Raw genomic sequence first — 24,700 nt, 5'->3', positions numbered from 1 at the left:
CAGGACGCAAATCACAAAATCTGAACGTAATAATATCAAAACGTCGTCGAATTGATAGTAGTTCTCATTAGTATTTACATAGTGCCGTAATTTTCGCTCACTTTCCTTGCGCTTACGCAGTAAAAATTTCTTATGAGAATTTTTGATAATATTTTCTGCTTATTCGATAAGCATCCGGATGCACATTCTGACAATCGTGGTAGTCTGGACGTCCAGACGTATAAAAATAGGGTTAGCGAACATGACTAAAAAGCAGCTTGAGACCACGCTGGTGCAGGCAGGACGCAGTAAGAAATACACGCAGGGCTCGGTCAACAGCGTGATCCAGCGCGCCTCCTCGCTGGTGTTTGATACCGTTGAAGATAAAAAAATCGCTACGCGTAATCGCGCGAAGGGCGGGCTGTTTTACGGTCGTCGTGGCACGTTAACCCATTTCTCGTTGCAGGAAGCCATGTGCGAACTGGAGGGCGGCGCGGGCTGCGCGCTGTTCCCGTGCGGCGCGGCGGCGGTCGCCAATACCATTCTGGCGTTTGTGGAACAGGGTGACCACGTCCTGATGACCAATACCGCTTACGAGCCAAGCCAGGACTTCTGCACCAAAATACTCAGCAAGCTCGGCGTCACCACCAGCTGGTTCGATCCGCTGATTGGGGCCGGTATTGCCGGGCTTATTCAGCCCAACACGCGCGTTGTGTTCCTGGAATCTCCCGGTTCCATCACCATGGAAGTGCATGACGTCCCGGCCATCGTGAAGGCGGTGCGCAGCATAGCGCCGGAAGCGATCATCATGATCGACAACACCTGGGCGGCAGGTGTGCTGTTTAAAGCCCTGGAATTTGACATCGATATCTCCATTCAGGCGGCGACCAAATACCTGATTGGCCATTCCGACGGCATGATCGGTACGGCGGTATCTAACGCCCGCTGCTGGGATCAATTGCGTGAAAACGCCTACCTGATGGGCCAGATGGTGGATGCCGATACCGCCTACATGACCAGCCGGGGCATCCGTACGCTCGGCGTGCGTCTGCGTCAGCATCACGAAAGCAGCCTGCAAATTGCACAGTGGCTGGCGCTGCATCCGCAGGTGAAGCGCGTTAACCATCCGGCGCTGCCGGGCAGCAAAGGCCATGAATACTGGCAACGTGACTTTACGGGCAGCAGCGGGTTGTTCTCATTTGTACTTAAAAAGCGCCTGAATGACGCCGAACTGGCAAGCTATCTGGATAACTTTACCCTCTTCAGCATGGCCTATTCATGGGGTGGGTTTGAATCGCTGATCCTGCCCAACCAGCCGGAGCAGATTGCGGCCCTGCGCCCGGGCGGCGAGGTGGACTTCGAAGGGACCTTAATCCGCCTGCATATCGGGCTGGAAAATGTGGACGATTTAATTGCGGATTTATCGGCAGGATTTGAGCGCATCGTGTAAAGTGCTGACTGAAATGTACTCCCCGGACGCAATTCTGAACACCGCAAGCAGAAAAGTCTGTATGAGATGCGCCTGCGATCAACCCCGACAGGCAAAATTGGGAGTACAATAGCGTTATATCTGCTGTTCCACAGGAAAGTCCATGGCTGTTATTCAAAATATCATCACGGCGCTCTGGCAACACGATTTTGCCGCGCTGGCGGACCCGCATGTCGTCGGGATTGTCTATTTCGTGATGTTCGCGACGCTGTTTCTGGAGAATGGACTACTGCCAGCCTCATTTTTACCCGGCGACAGCCTGCTCCTGCTCGCAGGGGCGTTAATCGGCAAGGGCGTGATGGACTTCGCACCGACAATGGTGATCCTCACTTCTGCGGCCAGTCTCGGCTGTTGGCTGAGCTACCTGCAAGGGCGCTGGCTTGGAAACACCCGCGTGGTGAAAGGCTGGCTGGCACAGCTGCCGCATAAATATCACCAGCGCGCCACCTGCATGTTTGACCGCCACGGCCTGCTGGCGTTACTTGCCGGGCGTTTTCTGGCGTTTGTTCGCACCCTGTTGCCTACCATGGCGGGTATTTCAGGCCTCCCTAACCGCCGCTTCCAGTTCTTCAACTGGCTGAGCGCTCTGCTCTGGGTGGGCGTGGTCACCACGCTCGGCTACGCGCTGAATATGATCCCGTTTGTTAAGCGCCATGAAGACCAGGTGATGACGTTCCTGATGGTGCTGCCGATCTTCCTGCTGGTTGCGGGCCTGGTCGGCACAATCGCGGTGGTGATTAAGAAGAAGTATTGCAGCGCCTGATACCCCATCCTGATTCTCTTCCCGCGGGGAGAGAATCAAAAGCCTAAGCGCCCTGCATCGTTCTGATGCGCGACGCATCTTCCCCCGGCGTGACGCCGAAGTAGCGCTTAAACTCCCGACTAAACTGCGACGCGCTTTCATACCCAACCCGCATCGCCGCGGCGCTGGCCTTCATGCCATCGTGGATCATCAGCATCCGCGCCTTATGTAGACGGTAGGTTTTGAGGTACTGCAACGGCGACGTGCTGGTGACGGATTTAAAGTTATGGTGAAACGCCGAGACGCTCATATTGGCTTCCGCCGCCAGCTGGTCAACGCTGAGGTTTTCCGTGTACTGGCTCTCAATGCGCTTGAGCACGCGGCTAATCAGGCTAAAGTGCGTCTGGCGGCTTACCAGCGCCAGCAGCGCCCCGCCGCCCGGCCCGAGCAGCACATGGTAAAGAATTTCGCGGATAATCTGCTTTCCGAGAATACGCGCATCCAGCGGCCTTTCCATCACGTCTAACAGGCGTTCAATCGCGCAGAGAATTTCCTCCGATAGGGTCGCGGAGTTGATACCGCTTGCCGCCATCGACGGCCGGAAAAGTTCGTCCTCCCCAATATCCATCAGCAGCTCCTGCAACTGGAGGATGTCGACGTTGACGCGGATCCCGGCCAGCGGCACCTCCTCTGTCGCGAAAGTTTCACATTCGAAGGGTAAAGGTACTGTCAGAAGCAGATATTCATTGGTGTCGTAACGGAACACGCGCTCATTGATATAGCCAATCTTATGGCCAGAAAAGAGAAACACGATGCCGGGCTGATACATCACCGGGGTGCGCGTCCCGGGCTGGGTACCGTACAGCAATCGAATATCCGGCAACAGCTCAGCCGAATCATTTCCGTTATCAATCAGTGTTTTAATCTGCGACGTTAGCTGGCGGCAGATGGCATCACGGTTCATTTTCAGTTACTCCGGGTACGGTTTCCGACGCTGACAGTGTGCGCATTTTCTTACCGTTTCTCCAGCGCGCTGTAGAAATGGGCAAGACATCGGCAGGAATGTGCATTGAGAGGATAGCGCCTGCCCGCCACAATGAGCAGCATCAGGTTGCCTTCTGCGCCACCACGATTTTTTACCCACTACAGGGAACAAGCCATGAACAACTTTAATCTTCATACCCCAACCCGCATTCTGTTTGGTAAAAACGCTATCGCTGGCCTGCGCGCGCAAATCCCGACGGACGCCCGCGTCCTGATTACCTACGGCGGCGGCAGCGTGAAAAAAACCGGCGTACTGGATCAGGTGTACAGCGCTCTGGAAGGTCTGGACGTGCGCGAGTTCGGCGGTATCGAGCCTAACCCGTCTTATGAAACGCTGATGAACGCGGTAAAAATCGCCCGCGACGAGCAGATCACCTTCCTGCTGGCGGTGGGCGGCGGTTCCGTGCTGGACGGCACCAAATTCATCGCGGCGGCGGCCCATTACGCTGACGGCATCGACCCGTGGCATATTCTGGAAACGGGCGGCAGCGACATCAGCAGTGCGATCCCGATGGGCTCCGTGCTGACGCTGCCGGCCACCGGATCAGAGTCCAACAAAGGCGCGGTCATCTCCCGTAAAACCACCGGTGACAAGCAGGCCTTTATGAACGAACACGTTCAGCCCGTGTTCGCGATCCTCGATCCGGTTTACACCTATACCCTGCCTGCGCGTCAGGTGGCGAACGGCGTGGTCGACGCCTTTGTTCACACGGTTGAGCAGTACATTACTTACCCGGTAAACGCCAAAATTCAGGATCGTTTCGCGGAAGGCATTCTGCTGACGCTGATTGAAGAAGGTCCGAAAGCGCTGAAAGAGCCTGAAAACTACGACGTGCGTGCCAACGTGATGTGGGCAGCCACCCAGGCGCTGAACGGCCTGATCGGCGCAGGCGTGCCGCAGGACTGGGCTACCCACATGCTCGGCCACGAGCTGACGGCGATGCACGGCCTGGATCACGCCCAGACGCTGGCGGTGGTTCTGCCTGCGCTGTGGAACGAAAAACGTGACGCTAAACGCGCCAAACTGCTCCAGTACGCCGAACGCGTGTGGAACATCACCGATGGTTCCGACGATGCGCGTATCGATGCCGCGATTGAAGCCACCCGTCACTTCTTTGAAAGCCTGGGCGTGCCAACGCGTCTCTCTGGCTACGGCCTGGACGGCAGCTCCATCCCTGCCCTGCTGGCGAAACTGGAAGCACACGGTATGACGCAGATCGGCGAGCATGGCGACATCACCCTTGACGTCAGCCGTCGTATTTACGAAGCGGCACGCTAAGCGTTTTTAGGATCCTGACTTTCGTTTTTTGACATTTCGTCCAGACTTAATGCACATCACATCGTCGGAGGTTCCCTCCGGCGATGAGCACCTGAAGGAGGAAAAATGGCAAACCAAACCGTAATCAAGCTACAGGACGGCAACGTGATGCCCCAGCTGGGGCTAGGTGTATGGAAAGCCGGTAACGACGAGGTCGTCTCCGCCATTCATAAAGCCCTGGAAGTCGGCTATCGGTCCATCGATACCGCCGCCGCCTATAAAAACGAGGACGGCGTGGGAAAAGCGCTTGCCAGCGCCGGCGTTCCCCGGGATGAGCTTTTCATCACTACCAAGCTGTGGAACGACGATCAAAAGCGTCCCCGCGAAGCGTTGCAGGAGAGTCTGGAGAAACTCCAGCTCGATTTCGTCGATCTTTATCTCATGCACTGGCCGGTACCGGCTATCGACCATTACGTTGATGCCTGGAAAGGGATGATTGAACTGCAAAAAGAGGGGCTGATAAAAAGCATCGGCGTCTGTAATTTCCAGGTTCATCATCTGCAACGCCTGATTGATGAAACGGGCGTCGCGCCGGTGATTAACCAGATTGAGCTGCACCCGCTGATGCAGCAGCGCCAGCTTCATTCATGGAACGCCACGCACAAGATCCAGACTGAATCCTGGAGCCCGCTGGCCCAGGGCGGCGAAGGGGTGTTTGACCAGCAAATCATCCGTGAACTGGCGGATAAGTACGGTAAAACCCCAGCGCAGATCGTCATTCGCTGGCATCTGGATAGCGGTCTGGTGGTGATCCCGAAATCGGTCACGCCATCGCGTATCGCCGAGAACTTCGACGTCTGGGATTTCCGCCTGGATAAAGACGAGCTGGGTGAAATTGCGAAGCTGGATCAGGGCAAGCGGCTTGGGCCGGACCCGGATCAGTTTGGCGGGTAATCCCCTCACCCTGCCCTCTCCCCGGAGGGGAGAGGGTTAGACCTGTAGACCCGGTAAGCGCAGCGCCACCGGGTATTGTTACAGGTTTAACCGGTCTTACGTTTTACGTTCTTCTTCGTTCCCGCAACACCATTCGAACGCTGATGCGCAATCGGGGTATGTTTGGTCAGCGCCGGGCGCGTGTTGCGGTTCTGGCGGCGCGCTTCGCGCATCTCTTCCAGCGTTGGCGCAGGCACCAGGCAATCACGACGCGAGCCGATCAGGTGCTTTTTCCCCATCTCTTCCAGCGCCTGACGGATCAGCGGCCAGTTTTTCGGATCGTGATAGCGCAGCAGCGCTTTATGCAGACGGCGCTGTTTATCCCCTTTCGGCACCACCACGTCTTCGCTCTTATAACCAATCTTACTCAGCGGGTTTTTGCCGGTGTAATACATGGTCGTCGAGTTGGCGAGCGGCGACGGGTAGAAGTTCTGCACCTGATCCAGACGGAATCGACGCTGCTTCAGCCACAGCGCCAGATTCACCATGTCTTCATCACGGGTGCCGGGGTGTGCGGAGATGAAGTATGGGATCAGATACTGCTCTTTCCCCGCCTGTTTTGAGTAGGTGTCGAAGAGCTGTTTAAAGCGGTCGTAGCTGCCCATGCCCGGCTTCATCATTTTGGACAGCGGGCCTTCTTCGGTGTGCTCCGGGGCGATCTTCAGATACCCGCCCACGTGGTGCGTCGCCAGCTCTTTAATGTAGCGCGGATCTTCCACAGCGATGTCGTAACGCACGCCAGAGGCGATCAGGATCTTCTTGATGCCTTTCAGGTCACGGGCGCGACGGTAAAGGTTGATCGTCGGCTCGTGGTTGGTGTCCATATGCTCGCAAATGCTCGGATAGACGCAGGAGAGACGACGGCAGGTCTGCTCGGCGCGCGGCGATTTACAGCGCAGCATGTACATGTTGGCCGTTGGACCACCCAGATCGGAGATCACACCGGTAAAGCCCGGCACCGTGTCGCGAATGGCTTCGATCTCGTTAACAATCGACTCTTCGGAACGGCTCTGAATAATACGGCCTTCGTGTTCGGTGATCGAACAGAAGGAGCACCCGCCGAAGCAGCCGCGCATGATGTTGATCGAGAAACGAATCATCTCGTACGCCGGAATGCGGCTGCTGCCATATGACGGATGCGGTACACGCTTGTACGGCAGAGCAAACACGCTGTCCATCTCTTCGGTAGAGAGCGGGATCGCCGGCGGGTTAACCCAGATATAGCGCTCGCCGTGCTTTTGCATCAGCGCTCGCGCGCAGCCGGGGTTGGTTTCATGGTGTAAGATGCGCGACGCGTGGGCGTAGAGTACTTTATCGCTTTTTACTTTTTCGTAGGACGGCAGCAGCACATAGGTTTTTTCCCACGGCTTCGGACGCGGCGGCTGCACCACCACGGCTTTTGCTTCCGCTTTCTTCGGCTCAACCGGTTTGTTATCCGCGCACGGCAGATCGTCACCGTACGGATGCGGGATAGGATCGATTTTGCCCGGCATATCGATAATGCGGGAATCCACCCCGCTCCAGCCCGGCAGCGCCTCTTTCACCATGATCGCGGTGTTGCGCACGTCGCGGATCTCGCTGACCGCTTCGCCCTGCGCCAGACGGTGTGCCACCTCTACCAGCGGACGCTCACCGTTACCGAAGATCAGCATGTCGGCTTTCGAATCCACCAGCACCGAACGGCGCACGGTGTCGGACCAGTAGTCATAGTGTGCGGTACGGCGCAGGCTCGCTTCGATGCCGCCCAGGATCACCGGCACGTCTTTCCATGCTTCTTTGCATCGCTGGGTGTAGACGAGGGTTGCGCGGTCGGGACGTTTACCCGCCACGTTGTCAGCCGTATAAGCGTCGTCATGGCGCAGCTTACGGTCGGCGGTATAGCGGTTGATCATCGAGTCCATGTTGCCCGCGGTCACGCCGAAGAACAGGTTAGGCTTGCCCAGACGCATAAAGTCGTCTTTGCTGTTCCAGTCAGGTTGGGAGATGATCCCCACGCGGAAGCCCTGGGCTTCAAGCATACGGCCGCAGATCGCCATGCCAAAGCTCGGGTGATCGACATACGCATCGCCCGTCACCAGAATAATATCGCAGCTGTCCCAGCCCAGCTGGTCCATCTCTTCACGGGACATCGGCAGGAAAGGCGCCGGTCCAAAGCAGGCTGCCCAGTACTGGGGCCAGGAGAAGAGGTCGCGATCCGGCTGGATCAGGGAAATAGCGCTCATAATGCTTCCGAAGAAAAAATAGACAAAAGGAGCGGGATTATACGCTGGTTTACCGGGGGAAATGAAGGGGTATTGTGCGGGCTGTTGCCCTCACCCCAACCCTCTCCCACAGGGAGAGGGAGAAAGTGTTTTACGGTGCCGGATTCACCAGCATCTGCCCTACCGATCCCCTGTCCATCATCTCCAGGGTCTGGCTGTGGAACAGGAACGGGAAGTGCGGCCAGGAAGGCTGGCCGTAGTAGACGAGCAGTTCGACCTGGCCATCCACCCAGACGGTATCTTTCCAGCCCCTGTCTTCCGGGAACGGCATCGCCCCGTTGACGTTGCGGATCAGGAATGACACCCCTTCAATATGGAACGACTGCGGCATCTCCGAGCGGACGGTCCAGCGCTCCCAGGTTCCCTGCTGGGCGGTGATATCAATACGGTTTACGTCCCACAGCGCGCCGTTGATGCCCGGATCGTCGCCAAGGCTGATATCGCGACTGCGTACTGCCGGGCCGGTCACAATTTCCTGCGGCAGCAGGCGCATCGGCAGGCTGTCGGTCACCAGCGGCAACAGGCCGGTCGGGCGCAGCGTCAGCACCAGCGTGGAGACCAGCACGCTCGACGGTTCAAAGAAGCCGCGAATACGGTCAACAATGCTTGCCGCTTCGCCGCAGGTCACGGACACTTCATCCCCGTTGGTCATATCCACGAGGATTTCACGACGTTCGCCTGGCGCCAGCGCCAGCTGCTTCACCGACACCGGCGCAGGTAATAACCCCTGATCGCCTGAAATCACGTGCAGCGCGCGGCCGTCGCTCATCTGCAACTGGTAGCGGCGCGAGTTAGAGGCATTCAGCAGACGCAGGCGCACCCAGCCACGAGACACTTCGACATACGGGCTTTGCGCGCCGTTAACCAGCAGCGTATCGCCCACAAAGCCACCGCTGCCCGGCTCGCTGTACTCCGGGGTACCAAAGTTATCCAGTCGCTTATCCTGAATAATGATCGGGAAATCATCGACGCCGTAGTGATTCGGGATCGGCAGCGTTTTACTGACCTCATCTTCAATCAGCCACATTCCGGCCAGGCCGTTGTAGACCTGCTGGGCGGTGCGGTTCGGGGTATTGGCGTGATACCACAATGTCGCCGCGCTCTGACGAATCGGGAGGACGGGCGCCCAGTCGGCATTCGGCGACATCATGCGTGCCGCGCCGCCAATCAGCGGCCCCGGCACCTGCAAACCACTGACGGTCATCGCGACATTTTCCGTCGTACGGTTACTGTAGATGAGCTTAACGTCATCGCCATTCCACACGCGAATGGTCGGCCCGAGGTAGCGTCCGTTAATGCCCCATACCTGCGCGCGCGTTCCCTGGGTAAAGGACCAGTGGCTACGCTGAAGCGTGAGGAATAGCGGCTGCCCGCGACGGGATTCAATCAACGGCGGAATAGGCAGCGGCTGTTGCTGCCCGGCGGCGCTGGCTGTCCGCGGTATCGCACCCGCACAAAGGGCGATACCCGAAGCCTGAATAAACTGACGCCGACTGAGTGACATATAAGCTCCATCTGAAACGACTAACAACGCGGGAATTCGTTTTCCCTTACACGACACCGGGTTAAATCTTACCGGCGGCTTCTCGCTCTGCAACTTCTTTATCGAGCTGCGCAATATGCTGAGCCATCAGCTCGCGGCAGTGCGTGGCCAGCTCGCGCACCTGGTCTTTACCGTATTTAGAGGTATCTACCGGCGGCAGCATTTCGACAATGACCAGTCCGTTATTCAGACGGTTAAGATTAATCTTATTCGATGTATTGGAAACACACACGGGAATAATTGGAACGCCAGCCGCAATTGCAGCATGAAACGCGCCGGTCTTGAACGGCAGCAGGCCGCGACCACGGCTGCGCGTCCCTTCCGGGAACATCCAGATGGAAATCCGGCGCTTTTTAAACTGATCCACCACTTCCGCAATAGTGCCATGCGCTTTGGCGCGGTTGTTGCGGTCAATCAGCAAGTTACCGGTGAGCCAGTACAGCTGGCCGAAAAAGGGGATCCACAGCAGGCTTTTTTTGCCCACGGTTACGGTCGGCGGAAGAACAATATTTGAGGCCGTCACCATATCGTAGTTGTTCTGATGGTTAGCGATATAGATGGCGTTACCGAAATTCTCCGCCCCTTCAGGCAGACGCTTTTCAACCTTCAGGCCAAACAGCGGCGCAAGACGACCAAACATGTGGCCAAACGTCGCGACATGCTTTGGGTTACGCGGGCTGAACAGGCAATAAATCGATCCGAAAATACAGACCAGAATGCAATAAATAACGGTAAGAATGAGACGAACAATGTATAGCATAGCGACCTCTGAAGCCCTGACAGCTGACAATTATACTTCACCTGTGGCCAGGTAAGGACTTTATTACGAGCGCGTATTGTTAATCGCAACGCACGAATTAACAACGTTTTTACGGGAAATTTTATGGTAATTCCCCCTCCGGAAAGAGGGGGATGAAACAGATTACTCTTCGCTGTCGTCCGCTTTGCTGCGCGCCGGCGAGTCAATCTCCACGCGGTCGATTCGCTGGAGGCCGCGCATCAGTGAGCCGCGACGTCCGCGCTCACCCACCACCTTCTGCAACTCTTCCGGACGCAGTTTGATTTTACGCTTGCCGACATGAATGGTCAGCGTGCTCTGCGGCGGCAGCAGGAAGAGATGCGCGAGGCTATCTTCGCCTTTTGCCGCTTCCGCTGACGGGATACTGATGATCTTGTTGCCCTTGCCTTTCGACAGCTCCGGCAAATCGCTGACCGGAAACATCAGCATACGTCCGGCAGCGGTGATCGCCAGCAGCATGTCGCTTTCGTTCTCGATGATCAGCGGCGGCATGACGTGTGCGTTATCCGGCAGGCTAATCAGCGCTTTACCGGCACGGTTACGCGACACCAGATCGTTGAAGGTACAGATAAAGCCGTAGCCCGCATCAGACGCCATCAGCAGTTTTTGATCGTCGGCTTCCATCAGCATATGCTCAACCGTGGCACCCGGCGGCAGCGTCAGCTTACCGGTGAGCGGTTCGCCCTGGCCGCGCGCAGACGGCAGCGTGATCGGGTCGATGGCGTAGCTGCGGCCCGTGGAGTCGATAAACGCCACCGGCTGGTTGCTCTTGCCCTTCACCGCCGCCTTGAAGCTATCACCGGATTTGTAGCTCAGACCCGGCGCGTCGATATCGTGGCCTTTGGCGCTACGCACCCAGCCGCTCTGGGAAAGCACAATGGTCACCGGCTCGGACGGCAGCATGTCGTGCTCGTTCATCGCCTTCGCCTCTTCGCGCTCGTGCAGCGGAGAACGTCGGTCGTCGCCAAAGGCGTCGGCATCGGCCTGCAACTCTTTCTTCAGCAGGGTGTTCATCTTGCGCTCGGACGCCAGAATCGCCTGAAGCTGATCGCGCTCTTTTTCCAGCTCGTTCTGCTCGCCTCGGATCTTCATCTCTTCCAGTCTGGCGAGATGGCGCAATTTCAGTTCGAGGATCGCTTCGGCCTGAGTTTCGCTGATGCCAAAGCGCGACATCAGGGCAGGCTTAGGTTCGTCCTCGGTACGAATGATCTCGATCACTTCGTCAATGTTGAGGAACGCCACCAGCAAACCTTCGAGGATATGCAGGCGCTTAAGCACTTTTTCCAGGCGATGGTTCAGACGACGGCGCACCGTATCGCGGCGGAAGGCCAGCCATTCGGTAAGGATCTCCAGCAGGTTTTTCACCGCCGGACGACCGTCCAGACCAATCATGTTCAGGTTGATGCGGTAGCTTTTTTCCAGATCGGTAGTGGCGAACAGGTGGTTCATCACCTGCTCCATGTCCACGCGGTTAGAGCGCGGCACGATCACCAGACGGGTCGGGTTTTCGTGGTCCGATTCGTCGCGCAGGTCGTCCACCATCGGCAGCTTTTTATTGCGCATCTGGGAGGCGATCTGCTCCAGCACCTTCGCACCGGACACCTGGTGCGGCAGCGCGGTGATCACCACGGCACCATCCTCTTTATTCCACACCGCGCGCATGCGCACGGAGCCGCGACCGTTCTGGTAGATTTTGCGGATTTCCGCACGCGAGGTGATGATCTCGGCTTCGGTCGGATAGTCCGGCCCCTGCACGATATCCAGCAGATCGTCCAGCGAGGTTTTTGGCTGCTCAATCAGGGTGATGGCCGCTTTTGCCACTTCACGCAGGTTGTGCGGCGGAATGTCCGTCGCCATGCCCACGGCGATACCGGTCGTGCCGTTCAGCAGGATGTTCGGCAGACGCGCAGGCAGCATTTTCGGCTCCTGCATCGTACCGTCGAAGTTTGGCACCCAGTCGACCGTGCCCTGCCCCAGCTCGCCCAACAGCACTTCGGCATATTTAGACAGGCGAGATTCGGTATAACGCATTGCCGCGAAGGATTTCGGATCGTCCGGCGCCCCCCAGTTCCCCTGGCCATCCACCAGCGGATAGCGATAAGAGAACGGCTGGGCCATCAGCACCATCGCTTCATAGCAGGCGCTGTCGCCGTGCGGATGGTATTTACCCAGCACGTCGCCGACGGTACGGGCGGATTTCTTAAACTTGGCGGTAGCGTTCAGCCCCAGTTCGGACATCGCATAGACGATGCGGCGCTGAACGGGCTTCAGGCCATCCCCGATAAACGGCAACGCCCTGTCCATGATGACGTACATGGAGTAGTTCAGGTAGGCATTTTCCGTGAATTCATGTAGCGCGAGGCGCTCTGCCATATCGCTCATTACGTGTGATTCCTCAACTCAGAAACCGAAGGGTTTCAGGCAATATTGCCGCAGATACTACCCTATCTGACGAGTTGAGTCACAAAGAAAAAGGGCCGCTTATGCGGCCCTTTTCGGGTTATTTGTTCAGCTTGATAACCTGCTTCACGTCGATTTCAAACTCGTTCCAGTCTTTATCGATTTTACCCTGGAGTTCGACTTTATCCTGCGGCGTCACCGTCACGCCGTTCCAGCGCTTGTGGTCGATCTCCACCACCACCGTGCCGCTTTCATCGCGGAAGGTGTAACGGTCATCGGACAGGCGCTCGGTAATGTTCCCGCGCAGCTTCACCCAGGCATCGTCCTTCAGGTCTTTCACTTTAGCCGCGGTGGTGAGGTTGGCGTTGTTATCGACAAAGCCACCCTGCTGGGTTTGCGTCTGATTCTGTGTCGCAGATGGGCCAGAGAAGCCACCCTGTGCAGCAAAGACAGGGGCCGTGGTCATCATCATGATGGCAGCAATTGCAGCGAATTTTTTCATCTTTATCTCTCCCTTTAATGTCGTTTCACAATCCATTAAACAGGGTAAACCTTAACAACTTCTTAAGGGGAAAATTTATTTATTTTTACTGTACAGCAGGCGCTTGCAAAAGGTTTACTGACGGCATCAAGGAGGAAATATGCGCATTTTACTGGTAGAAGACGACAAGCTCATTGGCGACGGCATCAAAGCGGGCTTAAGCAAAATGGGCTTTAACGTGGACTGGTTTACCGACGGGAAAACCGGGCAGGCGGCCCTGTACACCGCGCCGTATGATGTCGTGGTGCTGGATCTAACGCTGCCGGAGATCGACGGGCTTGAGATCCTGCGCGCCTGGCGCGAAAGCGGAAAGAGCGAACCGGTGCTGATCCTGACCGCGCGGGATGCGCTGAATCAGCGCGTCGAAGGGTTACGCCTGGGGGCGGATGATTACCTGTGTAAGCCGTTCGCGCTAATTGAAGTGGCGGCCCGTCTGGAAGCGCTGGTACGCCGCAGCCACGGGCAGGCGCGCAGCGAGCTGCGTCACGGCAAGGTCACGCTCGATCCGGCAAGCCTTGTCGCCACGCTGGAGGGCGAAACGCTGGTGCTCAAACCCAAAGAGTTCGCCCTGCTGGAACTGCTGATGCGCAACGCGGGCCGCGTGCTGCCGCGCAAGGCCATCGAGGAGAAGCTCTACAACTGGGATGATGACGTCTCCAGCAACGCTGTCGAAGTCCACGTTCATCATTTACGCCGCAAGCTCGGCAGCGACTTTATCCGCACCGTGCACGGCATCGGTTATACCCTGGGTGACGCATGAAACTGACCCAACGCCTGAGCCTGAAGCTGCGCCTGACGCTCCTCTTTTTGCTGCTGTCCCTGGCGGCCTGGTTTGCCGCAAGCGTGGTGGCCTGGCACCAGACGACCGACAAGCTCGATAAGCTGTTCGATACCCAGCAGATGCTGTTTGCCAAACGGCTGCTGACGATGGACGTGGACGAACTTCGCGCCCCGGAACGCATGCGCGAGGTGCCGAAAAAAGCCAAACACGGCCATCTTGACGACGATGCGCTGGCCTTCGCAATCTTCACCGCCGACGGCAGCATGGTGCTTAACGACGGCGAAAACGGGCGCGACATACCTTACCTCTACCGCCGGGACGGGTTTGATGACGGTCGGTTGCAGGATGACAACGACGAATGGCGTTTCCTGTGGCTGACTTCTCCGGACGGGAAATACCGCGTGGTGGTTGGCCAGGAGTGGGAGTACCGACAGGATATGGCGCTGGACGTGGTCAGCTCGCAGCTGACGCCGTGGCTGGTGGCGCTGCCCATAATGCTGCTGTTGCTGATTGTTCTGCTGAGCCGGGAACTGAAACCGCTGAAAAAGCTGGCGCAGACCCTGCGCTCGCGCTCCCCGGATGCGACCGATACGCTGCCCACCCACGGCGTGCCGACGGAGGTTCGCCCCCTGCTTGATGCGCTTAACCATCTTTTCGCCCGTACGCAGGAGATGATGGCCCGCGAGCGTCGCTTCACCTCGGATGCCGCCCATGAGTTGCGCAGCCCGCTGGCCGCGCTGAAGGTGCAAACCGACGTGGCGCAGCTTTCCCTTGACGATCCCGGGGCGCAGTCTAAAGCGCTGGGGCAATTGCACGCAGGCATCGACCGCGCCTCCCGGCTGGTGGATCAGCTTCTCACCCTGTCGCGCCTGGATTCACTGGATAATCTTGATGACGTCGAACCCGTGATGATGGCCGATTTGCTGCAATCCGCGGTGCTGGATATCTGGCATCCGGCGCAGCAGGCGGGCATTGATGTTCGGCTCAACGCTAATGCGCCCGAGGTGATGCGTCACGGACAGCCGCTACTGCTGAGCCTTCTGGCGCGTAACCTGCTGGACAACGCCGTTCGTTACAGCCCGCGCGGCAGCGTGGTGGACGTGACGCTGAACACCCAAAGCTTTACCGTGCGCGACAACGGCCCGGGCATTTCAACCGATGCGCTGACGCGTCTCGGCGAGCGCTTTTATCGTCTACCGGGCCAGGACGCCACCGGCAGCGGTCTGGGGTTGTCTATCGTCAAGCGTATCGCGGCGTTGCACGGGATGCGCGTCTCGCTGGGCAATGCGCCGGAAGGGGGCTTTGCAGTGACCGTCAGCTGGTAAGATTATTGCGCTGAGCGCAAAAGACTTTGCACATTTTGCTTATTTTTCCGCTCCGTCCTCGCGCGTAGAATACCCGGCATACTCTCATCATCGAGGACAAATAATGAGCAACATTCTGATTATCAACGGCGCGAAAGAATTTGCGCACTCTAAAGGCCAGCTGAATGACACCCTGACCGAGGTCGCGGATGGTTTCCTGCGCGACGCCGGACATGATGTTAAGGTCGTGCGCGCGGACAGCGATTACGACGTGAAGGCCGAAGTGCAGAACTTCCTGTGGGCCGACGTGGTGATCTGGCAGATGCCGGGCTGGTGGATGGGCGCACCGTGGACCGTGAAAAAATACATGGACGATGTGTTTACCGAAGGTCACGGTTCGCTGTATGCCAGCGACGGCCGCACCCGCTCTGACGCGTCCAAAAAATACGGTTCCGGCGGTCTGATTCAGGGCAAAAAATATATGCTCTCCCTGACCTGGAACGCGCCGCTGGAAGCCTTCACCGAGAACGATCAGTTCTTCGAAGGCGTGGGCGTAGACGGCGCGTATCTGCCGTTCCACAAGGCGAATCAGTTCCTGGGAATGGAGCCGCTGCCGACCTTTATCGTCAACGACGTAATTAAAATGCCGGACGTCCCGCGCTATATCGCAGAATATCGCAAGCATCTCGCGGAAATTTTTGCTTAACTGGTAGCCTGGAATTAGAAGGAGTTAATTATGCTTACCGTTATTGCTGAAATCCGTACGCGTCCTGGCCAACATCACCGCCAGGCAGTACTGGATGAGTTCGCGAAGATCATCCCGACCGTTCTGAAAGAAGAAGGCTGCCACGGCTACGCGCCGATGGTAGACGCCGCCACCAGCGCAAGCTTCCAGGCGACCGCGCCAGACTCCATCATCATGGTGGAGCAGTGGGAAACCGTCGCGCACCTTGAAGCCCATTTGCAGACCGCGCATATGAAAGCGTGGAGCGACGCGGTGAAAGGGGACGTTCTGGAAACCCACATCCGTATTCTGGAGCAAGGGGTTTAAGTTCTGTGAAATTTGCCGGGTGGCACTACGTTTACCCGGCCTACAACTTTCCCCCGCAGGCCCGGTAAGCGTTAACGCCACCGGGCTTTTTTTATCACCTTACCGCTCAACTGCTATGCTTATTCTGACTTCATGTTTAACAGGAGGATGGAATGGGTCTTTTTAACTTCGTGAAAGAAGCAGGCGAAAAGCTTTGGGACAACCTGACCGATCATAAGGGTCAGAGCGACAAAATCACCGAGCACCTCAAGAAACTCAACATTCCCGGTTCCGATAAAGTTCAGGTTAACGTCACCGATGGCAAGGCCAGCGTAACGGGCGACGGGCTAACGCAGGAGGAGAAAGAAAAAATCCAGGTCGCCGTCGGCAACATCGCGGGCGTCAGCGAGGTGGAGAACAATATCACCGCGACAGACGCCAAAGATGAAGCTACTTACTATACGGTGAAATCCGGCGATACCCTGAGCGCGATCTCTAAAACCGTGTACGGCGATGCCAATCAGTACAACAAGATCTTTGAGGCGAACCGCCCGATGCTCTCCAGCCCGGATAAAATTTATCCCGGCCAGACGCTGCGTATTCCTAAGGCATAACGTCTGAGGCTATTGGTTCACGTCGCGCAGAGGAACAGCATGAAAATCGCTTGTCTTGGCTGGGGCTCGTTAATCTGGAAAAGCGGCGCGCTACCGGTAGCCGGTGAGTGGCAAACCGACGGGCCATCACTGCCCGTCGAGTTCTGTCGGGTCAGTGATGGCGGTGAACTGGCGACCGCCATCTGTATGAATGCCCCTGCCGTGCCGGTGCTTTGGGCATGGCTGGAGGCCACAACGTTGAGCGTGGCCTGCCGCGCTTTGCGTGAGCGCGAAGCCATTCCCGAGGATCGCTGCGATGGCATTGGCTCGTTGCTAATCACCGGACGCGACACGGGTATCCTGACAACATGGGCCAGGGAGAAAGGTATTGAAGCGATCATCTGGACCGGGCTTCCGCCGAGAAGCGCGTCGCAGGAAGGCAGGGTTCCTGCCGTGGACGAGGCCATCGCTTATCTCGACGGCCTCAGCGGACAGACCCGCAGCCATGCGCGGGACTATATTTGCCGCGTGCCTGCCCAGCTTGATACGCCCTACCGGCGCGCCATTAAAGAGGTGCTTGGGTGGTGATACCGCTGCCCGTTACCAGTACAGCTTCCAGCTCTGTGTGAAGCGCACCAGCGCCTCGACGTAGAAGTAATCGCCCCAGCTCGCGCACTCATCCACGCCTTTATTGCTCGCCAGGTGATACACAGAGTGCTTAAGCAGCCCGTTGCCCTTCTCTTCTTTACCCATCAGATAGTGCTTTGTCAGCGAGGACATAATCCCTTTCGCCCATTCGAGGTAACGTTCGCGATCCGGATCTGTGACCGGCAGATGTTTCACCAGCTCCAGCAGTCCACACACCGCAATTGCCGCCGAGGAAGAGTCACGCAGCGCGTCGGTGCCCACCAGCGCCAGATCCCAGTGGCAGACGTAGTCTTCCGGCAGGCGATTGAGGAAGTAGTTCGCCAGCCGTTTTGACAGAGCGATCATCGTCTCGTCGCCGGTATAGATATAGCTCAGCAGGAAACCGTAAATGCCCCAAGCCTGCCCGCGCGACCAGCAGGAGTCGTCGGCGTAGCCCTGCTGGGTGTTGCCGTAGCGCGGTGCGCCGGTTGCCACATCCATATAGTAGGTGTGGAAGGTGGAGGCATCGTCACGAATGAGATACGTCGCCGCCTGCATGACGTGCGCTTTTGCGGCGTCGGCAAAGCGCGGATCGCCCGTCTGCTCTGTTGCCCAGTAGAGCAGCGGCAGGTTCATGTTGCAGTCGATGATCATTCGCCCGGCCTGCTCCGGATCGGAGAGATCGCCCCACGCCTGGATGATCTTCGCCTTCTCGTGGAAGCGTTCCAGCAGGGCTTCCGCCGCCAGCAGCGAGAAGCCGCGCGCCTCGCGGTTTCCGGTCAGCCGCCACGCGGCTACGCAGGAGAGCGTGTAAAGGAAGCCTAAATCGTGGGTATTGGTGTCGTTGCGCCCGGCGATGCGCAGGCCAAACGAGCGCACGTGTTTTTCCGCCATCGCACGGAATTTTTCCTCGCCGCTCATCTCCCACGCCAGCCACAGCTGCCCGGTCCAGAAGCTGGTGGTCCACTCCACGTTGTCAGTCAGCGGATAAAAACCTTTCTGGCAGGTTTCCGCCGGGAATTTGTCGCCGAACTCCGTTAAATGACGGCTAATCAGGTCCAGAACGTGGCTGCGCGCCGAATTCAGTTCATCGCTGAATGTGCGGGAGTCAACGGGCGCAGCGATAACAGGCAGACGTTCTTCTTTGATACGACTTAACATATTTCGGTTCCTTCTTTGACGGCGTAATTTATCGTGTTGACGTTTCTGCTACATTCAGCGCACGAGCCCCGCGCCATTTGCTCTGACAGGCGGATAACGTAAAAGCAGAAATAAGGGTAAAGGTCAGCGCCGTTGCGCCCATGATGATATAGGTGTGCTCAAAGCCAATACGGTCATACATATAGCCGGCAGGGGAAGAGACCACCACGTTGCCAACGTAGAGCATCGCCTGATAGCCGAGTAAATACATGGTGGCATTGACGCGCTTGTCGAAATGCTCGGCGATATATTTAAATACCGACACCAGCAGGAGACAAATTTCCAGACCGTACAGCGGCTTAAGCACTGAAATTAACAGGTGAGAATCACACATGCCGGAAATAATCAGACGCGCCCCGACCACCAGCCCGACAATTAATAGCCCGCGTTTGGCGCCAATAAAGTTCACAAACAGCGGGACCACCATATACATGACAAATTCCATGCCCGACTGCACGGTCCCGAGATAACCGAATACCGCGTTGCCCTCATGAATATCATCGAAGAAGGTGACGAAATAGCGCGAGAACTGCTGCTCGGCGATAAACATCATCCACGCCACGCCCGCCACGTACAGGCAGAAGGCCCAGAATTTGCGGTTTCGCAGCAGGGCGTAAACGTCTGACGGGGCGATTTTCTCTTTCGTCAGCACCTCGCCCGCGTGAATGGAGTTAGTGTTCACTTTCAGGCTCAGCAGGACGATCAGCATCACCACCGACGCCACGCTGCCGAGAATAAAGTTATACGCCGGTGAGAGGTTGAACAGCAGGCCGGAGAAGGATGACGCCACCGCCCAGCCGAGCGATCCCCACATACGGATCTGCCCGAACTCCATGCCGTTTAAGCGGCTAAAGCGGTCAGAATACGATTCACACGCCGCCACGCCCGCGTACCAGGCAAAGCTTAAATAGAGCGCGCCGATAATAATCCCCAGCAGGGTATTAGACATTAACAGCGGCTGGTATACGTAAATAAAGAACGGCGCCATCAGGGCCGACATGATCACCACAAAATAGAGCAGGTATTTGCTCATGCCGATCTTATCGAGAATATAGCCGTAGATCGGTTTAAGAATTACGGAGAATATCCCGTTCACCGCAAAAACGGTTCCAATCACCGAGCCGCTGAGATTGGCTTTCTGGCCAAGCCAGATCGCCAGCAGTCCAATACTGGCAGACCAGGTAAAGAAATAGAGAAAGATAAAGCTACTGATTTTGTAATATTCAGTTCTGTTAGTTGTCGATGTGCTTTTCATATCATCCTCGCCGACGTGTAGGGCCAGATTTTTATAATGTGAACGACAGCTTACGTTCGCTTCCGGGTTCGCTAATGACGACCCGGCTATGGGTTATATTCAGCTGCGGCGTCGCCGCAGCGAGCTGTCTTCCGCCAGCCAGAACGGCGCAACAGAGCCAGCTTTCCCCTTGCGGGAGGTCAGCTTTTAACAGCGGAATAGAGGCGCACTCCGCAAACATAATGCTGCTGTTCGGCGGCGTGACGATGCTGTCTGGCTGGCGCTGAATGATCGGCGAAAGATCGACAATGACGCTGCTGCCGTTTTCAGCCAACAGATAACAACCGCGTTCGCGCACCCGGTGGGCGGTTTTCATCACCGCAAAGCCGCCCTCGACGGTTTGCAGAGTGCGCGTGCTGTTGATACGGTGCAGGCGCAGGTGCCACTCCCCGAACGGGATCTGCCAGGTCGCAATCTGCACGTCGCGCCACGGCGACCAGCGCGAGAAAATGTAATTTTCATCCACCCGAACCTCTTCGCACTCGCGACGACCGCGGAAATAGTCATCTCCGTCCGCCAGCAGCAGCATGGAATCGCAGGCGGCATGCTTCAGGCCAAAACGCCCGCGCTCAAGGGTGAATCCGAAGCGGCTGGAGTAGGCAAATTTGGTGTATTTCGCTTCGGTGTTGACGTAGTTGTTCAGTTCCAGCTGACCGGCGGTGAGCATGACGACGTGCTGCGAATCTTTCGAATGCATCAGGATCTGCTGCGCATGCGGAATCACATGTTTTTCAGCAAGCGCGGGCAGCGGTTGTTCTTCCGCCTGCCAGAACGGGTGTGCTTCCGGCAGCGCCAGGATCAGATAGGTTTTCAGCGCCCAGTACGGTGAACCGGGGGAGTTGTAATCCTCGCACATCGCCAGGTTCGGATACGCAAACCCCAGGGTGAGAATGCCGTCGCGATCGACAATCGACTGCTGCTGCCACCAGCGCAGATGCCGCAGCACAATGCCTTTCACGATGCCCGGGGTGAAGACGTCCAGCTGAGAAAAGGCCACCGCGCTCCAGAAGGCAACCATGGCAAAGCGGTAGGTCAGGCTGCGGCCAAACGGCACCGAGGCGCCATCGGCGGCGGACCAGTAGATAAAGTCTTCCGCGAAGAGGCGCGAGCGCTCGCGCAGCACATTCGCCCTCGCCTCGTCGTTACTCAGGGTGGCGTAAATCAGGCCGTAGAAATGGAAAGCCATGGAGATGTAGTAATCTTTCGGGCGGCCGGGACCGTCGGAATACCAGCCGTCGCCGAGGTAGTAGGCGTCCATCAGCGCTAAGCGGTGGTCAATGGCGTCCTGATCGTACGGCAGGCCGGCGCGCTTAAAGCCTAGCTGAACCATAATGGCAAAATAGTTCCAGTTGCTGTCCGGCATCTGCGCGTCGGTGATTTGGTTGAGCCACGCGTGCAGGTTCATCACCTCGCGACCGGTAAAGTGCGCGGTGAGTTTATCTCCCAGCAGAGCGAGCCCCAGACCGTAGGCCGCCATCTCCACCAGACGCTGATCGTACGGGCCGGTTTCACCCCAGTAGCCGCTGCTTTGCGGGTCGGTACCAAGCTTAATGGCAGTAAGGTACTTCTCGCTGAACGGCGTGCTTTCGCCGGACGCCATCAGCGGAAACAGCCCCCACAGCGCGCGGGAAAGTCCCTCCATCTGCGCAATATCTGCTGTGTAATGGGCGCAGGTGTCGCCCAGCGGGAATCGTGAACGGTTCGCCGGAAATTGCGTGTCCAGCGCCTGTAAAAGTGCATTCAACGACGCCACTACCTCCTGGCGTGAAGACAACGGATTTGATTTTTCTTTGTTTGCCGCCCACATCGGTTCGCCCTCGTAATCAACTGCGGCAAAGCATAGTGAATCCGCAAGGTGCAGAAATGTTAGCCATGTCACAGGCATGAACGATGAATAAACCTCCAGTTGAGAAAATTTAAAAAGGTGGTTTATAAAGACGATCAGACGGGAAAAAGTTGAGTTTTATTGCACTATGCGCGACACGCCGACAACCGACCTTCTGGAACTGATCGCCCTGAACGATACCGTGGCCTCGTTCAGCCGCCTGTTTGCCAATACGGTGCGCTACCATCACTGGCATCAGTGTCTGGAGATCCTCTATGTGGAAGAGGGCTTTGGCGTGGCGATTGTCGATAATCGTCACTACACCATGCGCCCCGGACGACTGTTTTTCTTCCCGCCTTTTACGCTGCACAAGGTCATGGTGGACGAACAGGCGGAGGCAATTTACCGCCGCACCATTATTCATCTCGACCAGCACGCGGTGCTGAAGATCCTGCGGGATTTTCCCCAGACCCGGCAGCGCCTGGAGCGGCTGTCACGCCGTGGCGGCGAAGCGTGGGTCGCCGATTTAGCCCACTGTCACCACCATATCGACCATCTGTTTAGCTGCTATAAACCGCCGATGAACGGCGAGAGCATCGCCAGCCTGCTGATCGGCCTGTTCGCGATGCTGCCCGACGATCGCGACGGCGAGCCGGGCAACAGCCAGGGGATCGCCAGCCAGGTCATGTTCTGGCTCGACGAGCATTATCAGGAGAAATTTCGTCTGGATGCGCTGGCCGCAGAGCTGGGTAAATCGCGCAGTTACGTATCGCGAAGATTCCATGCGGAAACAGGCGAAAAAATTCACGACTACCTGAACACGCTAAGGTTGCGTAAGGCGTGCGAGTGTTTACTCCACACTGATTCGAGCGTGCGTGACATTGCCGCACAGGCGGGATTTTCCGACGTGACGTGGTTTATCAGCGCGTTTAAAAAGGGGATTGGCGAGACGCCATTGCAGTACCGGAAAAACCATTCATCGTGATGAGCTGCATTTCTTGTCCGGCGGCGCTACGCTTGCACGGGCCTACGGGTTAAGAAGGCCGGGTAAGGCGCAGCCGCCACCCGGCAAAAAGACAGCGTGTATCAGGCCTCTATATCCGCCATGTCGCCTTTCTCCTGTAGCCAGTTACGTCGATCTTCAGAACGTTTCTTGGCCAGCAGCATGTCCATCACGGCGTTAGTTTGCTGTTCATCTTCATCGCTGATGGTCAGCTGCACCAGACGGCGGGTATTCGGATCCAGCGTGGTTTCACGCAGCTGCATCGGGTTCATCTCACCCAGCCCCTTAAAGCGCTGAACGTTCGGTTTGCCCTTCTTGCGCTTAAGCTGTTCCAGCACGCCCGCTTTCTCTTCTTCCGTCAGTGCATAGTAAACTTCTTTGCCGAGGTCGATTCGGTACAGCGGCGGCAGCGCCACGTGGACGTGACCGTTTTTCACCAGCGCGCGGAAATGCTTCACAAACAGCGCACAGAGCAGCGTGGCGATGTGCAGGCCATCGGAGTCCGCATCCGCGAGAATGCAGATCTTGCCGTAGCGCAACTGGCTCAGATCGTCGCTGTCCGGATCGATACCGATCGCAACCGAGATATCGTGTACTTCCTGCGAGGCCAGCACTTCATCAGACGAGACCTCCCAGGTGTTGAGGATCTTACCCTTGAGCGGCATGATCGCCTGATATTCACGATCCCGCGCCTGCTTGGCCGATCCGCCTGCCGAGTCTCCTTCCACCAGGAACAGCTCGGTGCGGTTGAGATCCTGCGCGGTACAGTCCGCCAGCTTGCCCGGCAGCGCGGGGCCGCTGGTCAGCTTTTTACGCACCACTTTCTTCGCCGCGCGCAGACGACGCTGGGCACTGGAGATCGCCATTTCAGCCAGCATTTCCGCGGCCTGAACGTTCTGGTTCAGCCACAGGGTAAAGGCATCTTTCACCACGCCGGAGACGAACGCCGCACACTGGCGTGACGACAGGCGCTCTTTAGTCTGACCGGCAAACTGCGGATCCTGCATTTTCACGGAAAGCACGTAGGCGCAGCGATCCCAGATATCTTCCGCCGACAGCTTCACGCCGCGCGGCAGAATGTTGCGGTATTCGCAGAACTCGCGCATCGCATCCAGCAGCCCCTGACGCAGGCCGTTGACGTGGGTCCCGCCGAGCATAGTGGGGATCAGGTTAACGTAGCTTTCGGTCAGCAGCTCGCCGCCTTCCGGCAGCCACAGCAGCGCCCAGTCCACCGCTTCAGTATCGCCTTCGAAATTCCCGACGAACGGTTTTTCCGGCAGGGTTGGCAGGCCGTTAACCGCTTCGCACAGGTAGTCGTTCAGACCATCGGCGTAGCACCAGGTTTGTTCGGTATTATTAACGTGGTCTTTAAAGGTGATTTCCACGCCCGGGCACAGCACCGCTTTGGCTTTCAGCAGGTGCGTCAGGCGGGAAACAGAAAAGCGTGGGCTGTCGAAGAAGCTTTCGTCAGGCCAGAAGTGGACGCTGGTGCCGGTGTTGCGCTTACCGCACGTCCCGACAACCTGCAAATCCTGCACTTTTTCACCGTTTTCAAACGCGATGTTATACACCTGGCCGTCGCGACGGACGTTCACTTCCACGCGCTTTGACAGGGCGTTAACCACGGAGATCCCCACGCCGTGCAAGCCGCCGGAGAACTGGTAGTTTTTGTTGGAGAACTTACCGCCCGCGTGCAGACGACAGAGGATCAGCTCAACGGCGGGAACACCCTCTTCCGGGTGGATATCTACCGGCATGCCGCGGCCGTCGTCGATGACTTCCAGCGACTGATCGGCGTGCAGGATAACGTCCACGCGTTTGGCATGGCCTGCCAGCGCTTCGTCCACACTGTTATCAATTACTTCCTGGCCCAGGTGGTTTGGGCGCGTCGTATCGGTGTACATCCCCGGGCGGCGGCGAACCGGCTCAAGCCCGGTGAGTACCTCAATGGCATCAGCGTTATAGGTTTGCGTCATGATTTAAGCTAGCAATTC

The 24,700-nt window shown here is 57.3% G+C and carries 21 protein-coding genes; 11 read left to right on the top strand and 10 right to left on the bottom strand.

The annotated features are described in order from the left end of the window. The first annotated feature begins 241 nt into the window (after positions 1 to 241). Together metC and yghB are read left to right on the top strand one after the other, a co-directional pair. Positions 242 to 1,429, top strand: a complete 1,188-nt coding sequence (gene metC, locus ACOTX4_RS01295; RefSeq protein WP_045332883.1) for a cystathionine beta-lyase — start codon at positions 242 to 244, stop codon at positions 1,427 to 1,429. Between the two features lie 142 nt (positions 1,430 to 1,571). Continuing rightward, the gene (yghB, locus tag ACOTX4_RS01290) at positions 1,572 to 2,231 is read left to right on the top strand and encodes a DedA family general envelope maintenance protein YghB (protein ID WP_003862486.1); all 660 of its coding nucleotides are present in this window, start codon (positions 1,572 to 1,574) and stop codon (positions 2,229 to 2,231) included. A gap of 43 nt (positions 2,232 to 2,274) precedes the next feature. On the opposite strand, the gene ACOTX4_RS01285 is transcribed toward yghB, so the two are convergent. Continuing rightward, positions 2,275 to 3,174 (bottom strand): AraC family transcriptional regulator, encoded by a 900-nt coding sequence (locus ACOTX4_RS01285; protein WP_003862489.1) that lies wholly within the window; start codon positions 3,172 to 3,174, stop codon positions 2,275 to 2,277. Positions 3,175 to 3,369: 195 nt separating this feature from the next. On the opposite strand from ACOTX4_RS01285, the gene yqhD reads away from it, so the two are divergent. Then, positions 3,370 to 4,533: an alcohol dehydrogenase gene (gene yqhD, locus ACOTX4_RS01280; RefSeq protein WP_045332885.1), complete on the top strand. Its 1,164-nt coding sequence runs from the start codon at positions 3,370 to 3,372 to the stop codon at positions 4,531 to 4,533. A 105-nt stretch (positions 4,534 to 4,638) separates the two neighbouring features. Continuing rightward, entirely contained in the window at positions 4,639 to 5,466 is an 828-nt protein-coding gene (dkgA, locus tag ACOTX4_RS01275; RefSeq protein ID WP_023314848.1) for a 2,5-didehydrogluconate reductase DkgA, read from the top strand. A gap of 86 nt (positions 5,467 to 5,552) precedes the next feature. Here the strand turns inward: dkgA and ACOTX4_RS01270 are convergent, their stop codons facing one another. The 5 genes from ACOTX4_RS01270 to ACOTX4_RS01250 all read right to left on the bottom strand — a co-directional run bounded on the left by ACOTX4_RS01270 (position 5,553) and on the right by ACOTX4_RS01250 (position 13,010). Next, entirely contained in the window at positions 5,553 to 7,727 is a 2,175-nt protein-coding gene (locus ACOTX4_RS01270) for a YgiQ family radical SAM protein (RefSeq protein WP_023323746.1), read from the bottom strand. Between the two features lie 130 nt (positions 7,728 to 7,857). Next, a complete protein-coding gene (gene ftsP, locus ACOTX4_RS01265) occupies positions 7,858 to 9,270 on the bottom strand; it encodes a cell division protein FtsP (protein WP_003862496.1) in 1,413 nt (470 codons plus the stop codon). A gap of 61 nt (positions 9,271 to 9,331) precedes the next feature. Next, entirely contained in the window at positions 9,332 to 10,069 is a 738-nt protein-coding gene (gene plsC, locus ACOTX4_RS01260; protein ID WP_003862497.1) for a 1-acylglycerol-3-phosphate O-acyltransferase, read from the bottom strand. A 162-nt stretch (positions 10,070 to 10,231) separates the two neighbouring features. Then, positions 10,232 to 12,490, bottom strand: coding sequence for a DNA topoisomerase IV subunit A (gene parC / locus ACOTX4_RS01255; RefSeq protein WP_003862499.1), 2,259 nt, complete (start codon positions 12,488 to 12,490; stop codon positions 10,232 to 10,234). Positions 12,491 to 12,608: 118 nt separating this feature from the next. Next, positions 12,609 to 13,010 (bottom strand): YgiW/YdeI family stress tolerance OB fold protein, encoded by a 402-nt coding sequence (locus ACOTX4_RS01250; RefSeq protein WP_003862501.1) that lies wholly within the window; start codon positions 13,008 to 13,010, stop codon positions 12,609 to 12,611. A 139-nt stretch (positions 13,011 to 13,149) separates the two neighbouring features. Here ACOTX4_RS01250 and qseB point away from each other — a divergent pair, with 139 nt between their 5' ends. The 6 genes from qseB (at position 13,150) to ACOTX4_RS01220 (ending at position 17,345) form a co-directional block, all read left to right on the top strand. Beyond that, positions 13,150 to 13,809 (top strand): quorum sensing response regulator transcription factor QseB, encoded by a 660-nt coding sequence (gene qseB, locus ACOTX4_RS01245; RefSeq protein WP_045332886.1) that lies wholly within the window; start codon positions 13,150 to 13,152, stop codon positions 13,807 to 13,809. Then, on the top strand, positions 13,806 to 15,155 hold the full coding sequence (gene qseC / locus ACOTX4_RS01240; RefSeq protein ID WP_045332887.1) for a quorum sensing histidine kinase QseC: 1,350 nt from the start codon (positions 13,806 to 13,808) through the stop codon (positions 15,153 to 15,155). The genes qseB and qseC overlap by 4 nt, the downstream gene beginning before the upstream one ends. A gap of 103 nt (positions 15,156 to 15,258) precedes the next feature. After that, entirely contained in the window at positions 15,259 to 15,840 is a 582-nt protein-coding gene (locus ACOTX4_RS01235; protein WP_003862505.1) for an NAD(P)H-dependent oxidoreductase, read from the top strand. 30 nt (positions 15,841 to 15,870) lie between these two features. Next, positions 15,871 to 16,185 carry a putative quinol monooxygenase gene (locus ACOTX4_RS01230; RefSeq protein ID WP_003862506.1) on the top strand — a complete coding sequence of 105 codons (315 nt, stop codon included), beginning with the start codon at positions 15,871 to 15,873 and terminating at the stop codon, positions 16,183 to 16,185. A gap of 152 nt (positions 16,186 to 16,337) precedes the next feature. After that, positions 16,338 to 16,778, top strand: a complete 441-nt coding sequence (gene lysM / locus ACOTX4_RS01225) for a peptidoglycan-binding protein LysM (protein ID WP_063937874.1) — start codon at positions 16,338 to 16,340, stop codon at positions 16,776 to 16,778. A 39-nt stretch (positions 16,779 to 16,817) separates the two neighbouring features. Continuing rightward, positions 16,818 to 17,345 (top strand): hypothetical protein, encoded by a 528-nt coding sequence (locus tag ACOTX4_RS01220; RefSeq protein WP_032607912.1) that lies wholly within the window; start codon positions 16,818 to 16,820, stop codon positions 17,343 to 17,345. A 12-nt stretch (positions 17,346 to 17,357) separates the two neighbouring features. Here the strand turns inward: ACOTX4_RS01220 and ACOTX4_RS01215 are convergent, their stop codons facing one another. Genes ACOTX4_RS01215 through ACOTX4_RS01205 form a run of 3 tightly spaced genes read right to left on the bottom strand, consistent with a single transcriptional unit; the run spans position 17,358 to position 21,685 of the window. Further along, positions 17,358 to 18,545 carry a glycoside hydrolase family 88 protein gene (locus tag ACOTX4_RS01215; protein WP_032607914.1) on the bottom strand — a complete coding sequence of 396 codons (1,188 nt, stop codon included), beginning with the start codon at positions 18,543 to 18,545 and terminating at the stop codon, positions 17,358 to 17,360. A gap of 28 nt (positions 18,546 to 18,573) precedes the next feature. Beyond that, positions 18,574 to 19,839, bottom strand: a complete 1,266-nt coding sequence (locus tag ACOTX4_RS01210; RefSeq protein WP_022649415.1) for an oligosaccharide MFS transporter — start codon at positions 19,837 to 19,839, stop codon at positions 18,574 to 18,576. Between the two features lie 31 nt (positions 19,840 to 19,870). Beyond that, complete coding sequence (locus tag ACOTX4_RS01205) at positions 19,871 to 21,685, bottom strand: DUF2264 domain-containing protein (RefSeq protein WP_045332889.1); 1,815 nt, start codon at positions 21,683 to 21,685, stop codon at positions 19,871 to 19,873. Between the two features lie 166 nt (positions 21,686 to 21,851). On the opposite strand from ACOTX4_RS01205, the gene ACOTX4_RS01200 reads away from it, so the two are divergent. Then, the gene (locus ACOTX4_RS01200; RefSeq protein ID WP_045332891.1) at positions 21,852 to 22,688 is read left to right on the top strand and encodes an AraC family transcriptional regulator; all 837 of its coding nucleotides are present in this window, start codon (positions 21,852 to 21,854) and stop codon (positions 22,686 to 22,688) included. A 101-nt stretch (positions 22,689 to 22,789) separates the two neighbouring features. On the opposite strand, the gene parE is transcribed toward ACOTX4_RS01200, so the two are convergent. After that, on the bottom strand, positions 22,790 to 24,682 hold the full coding sequence (parE, locus tag ACOTX4_RS01195; RefSeq protein WP_003862513.1) for a DNA topoisomerase IV subunit B: 1,893 nt from the start codon (positions 24,680 to 24,682) through the stop codon (positions 22,790 to 22,792). Positions 24,683 to 24,700: the final 18 nt, after the last annotated feature.

The organism is Enterobacter cloacae complex sp. IR5459 (genome assembly GCF_049238005.1).
In the GTDB taxonomy this organism is placed as follows: Bacteria; Pseudomonadota; Gammaproteobacteria; order Enterobacterales; family Enterobacteriaceae; genus Enterobacter; species Enterobacter hormaechei_C.
Note: the sequence above shows the minus strand (reverse complement) of the source record. Positions and strands in the feature narration are given on the sequence as shown.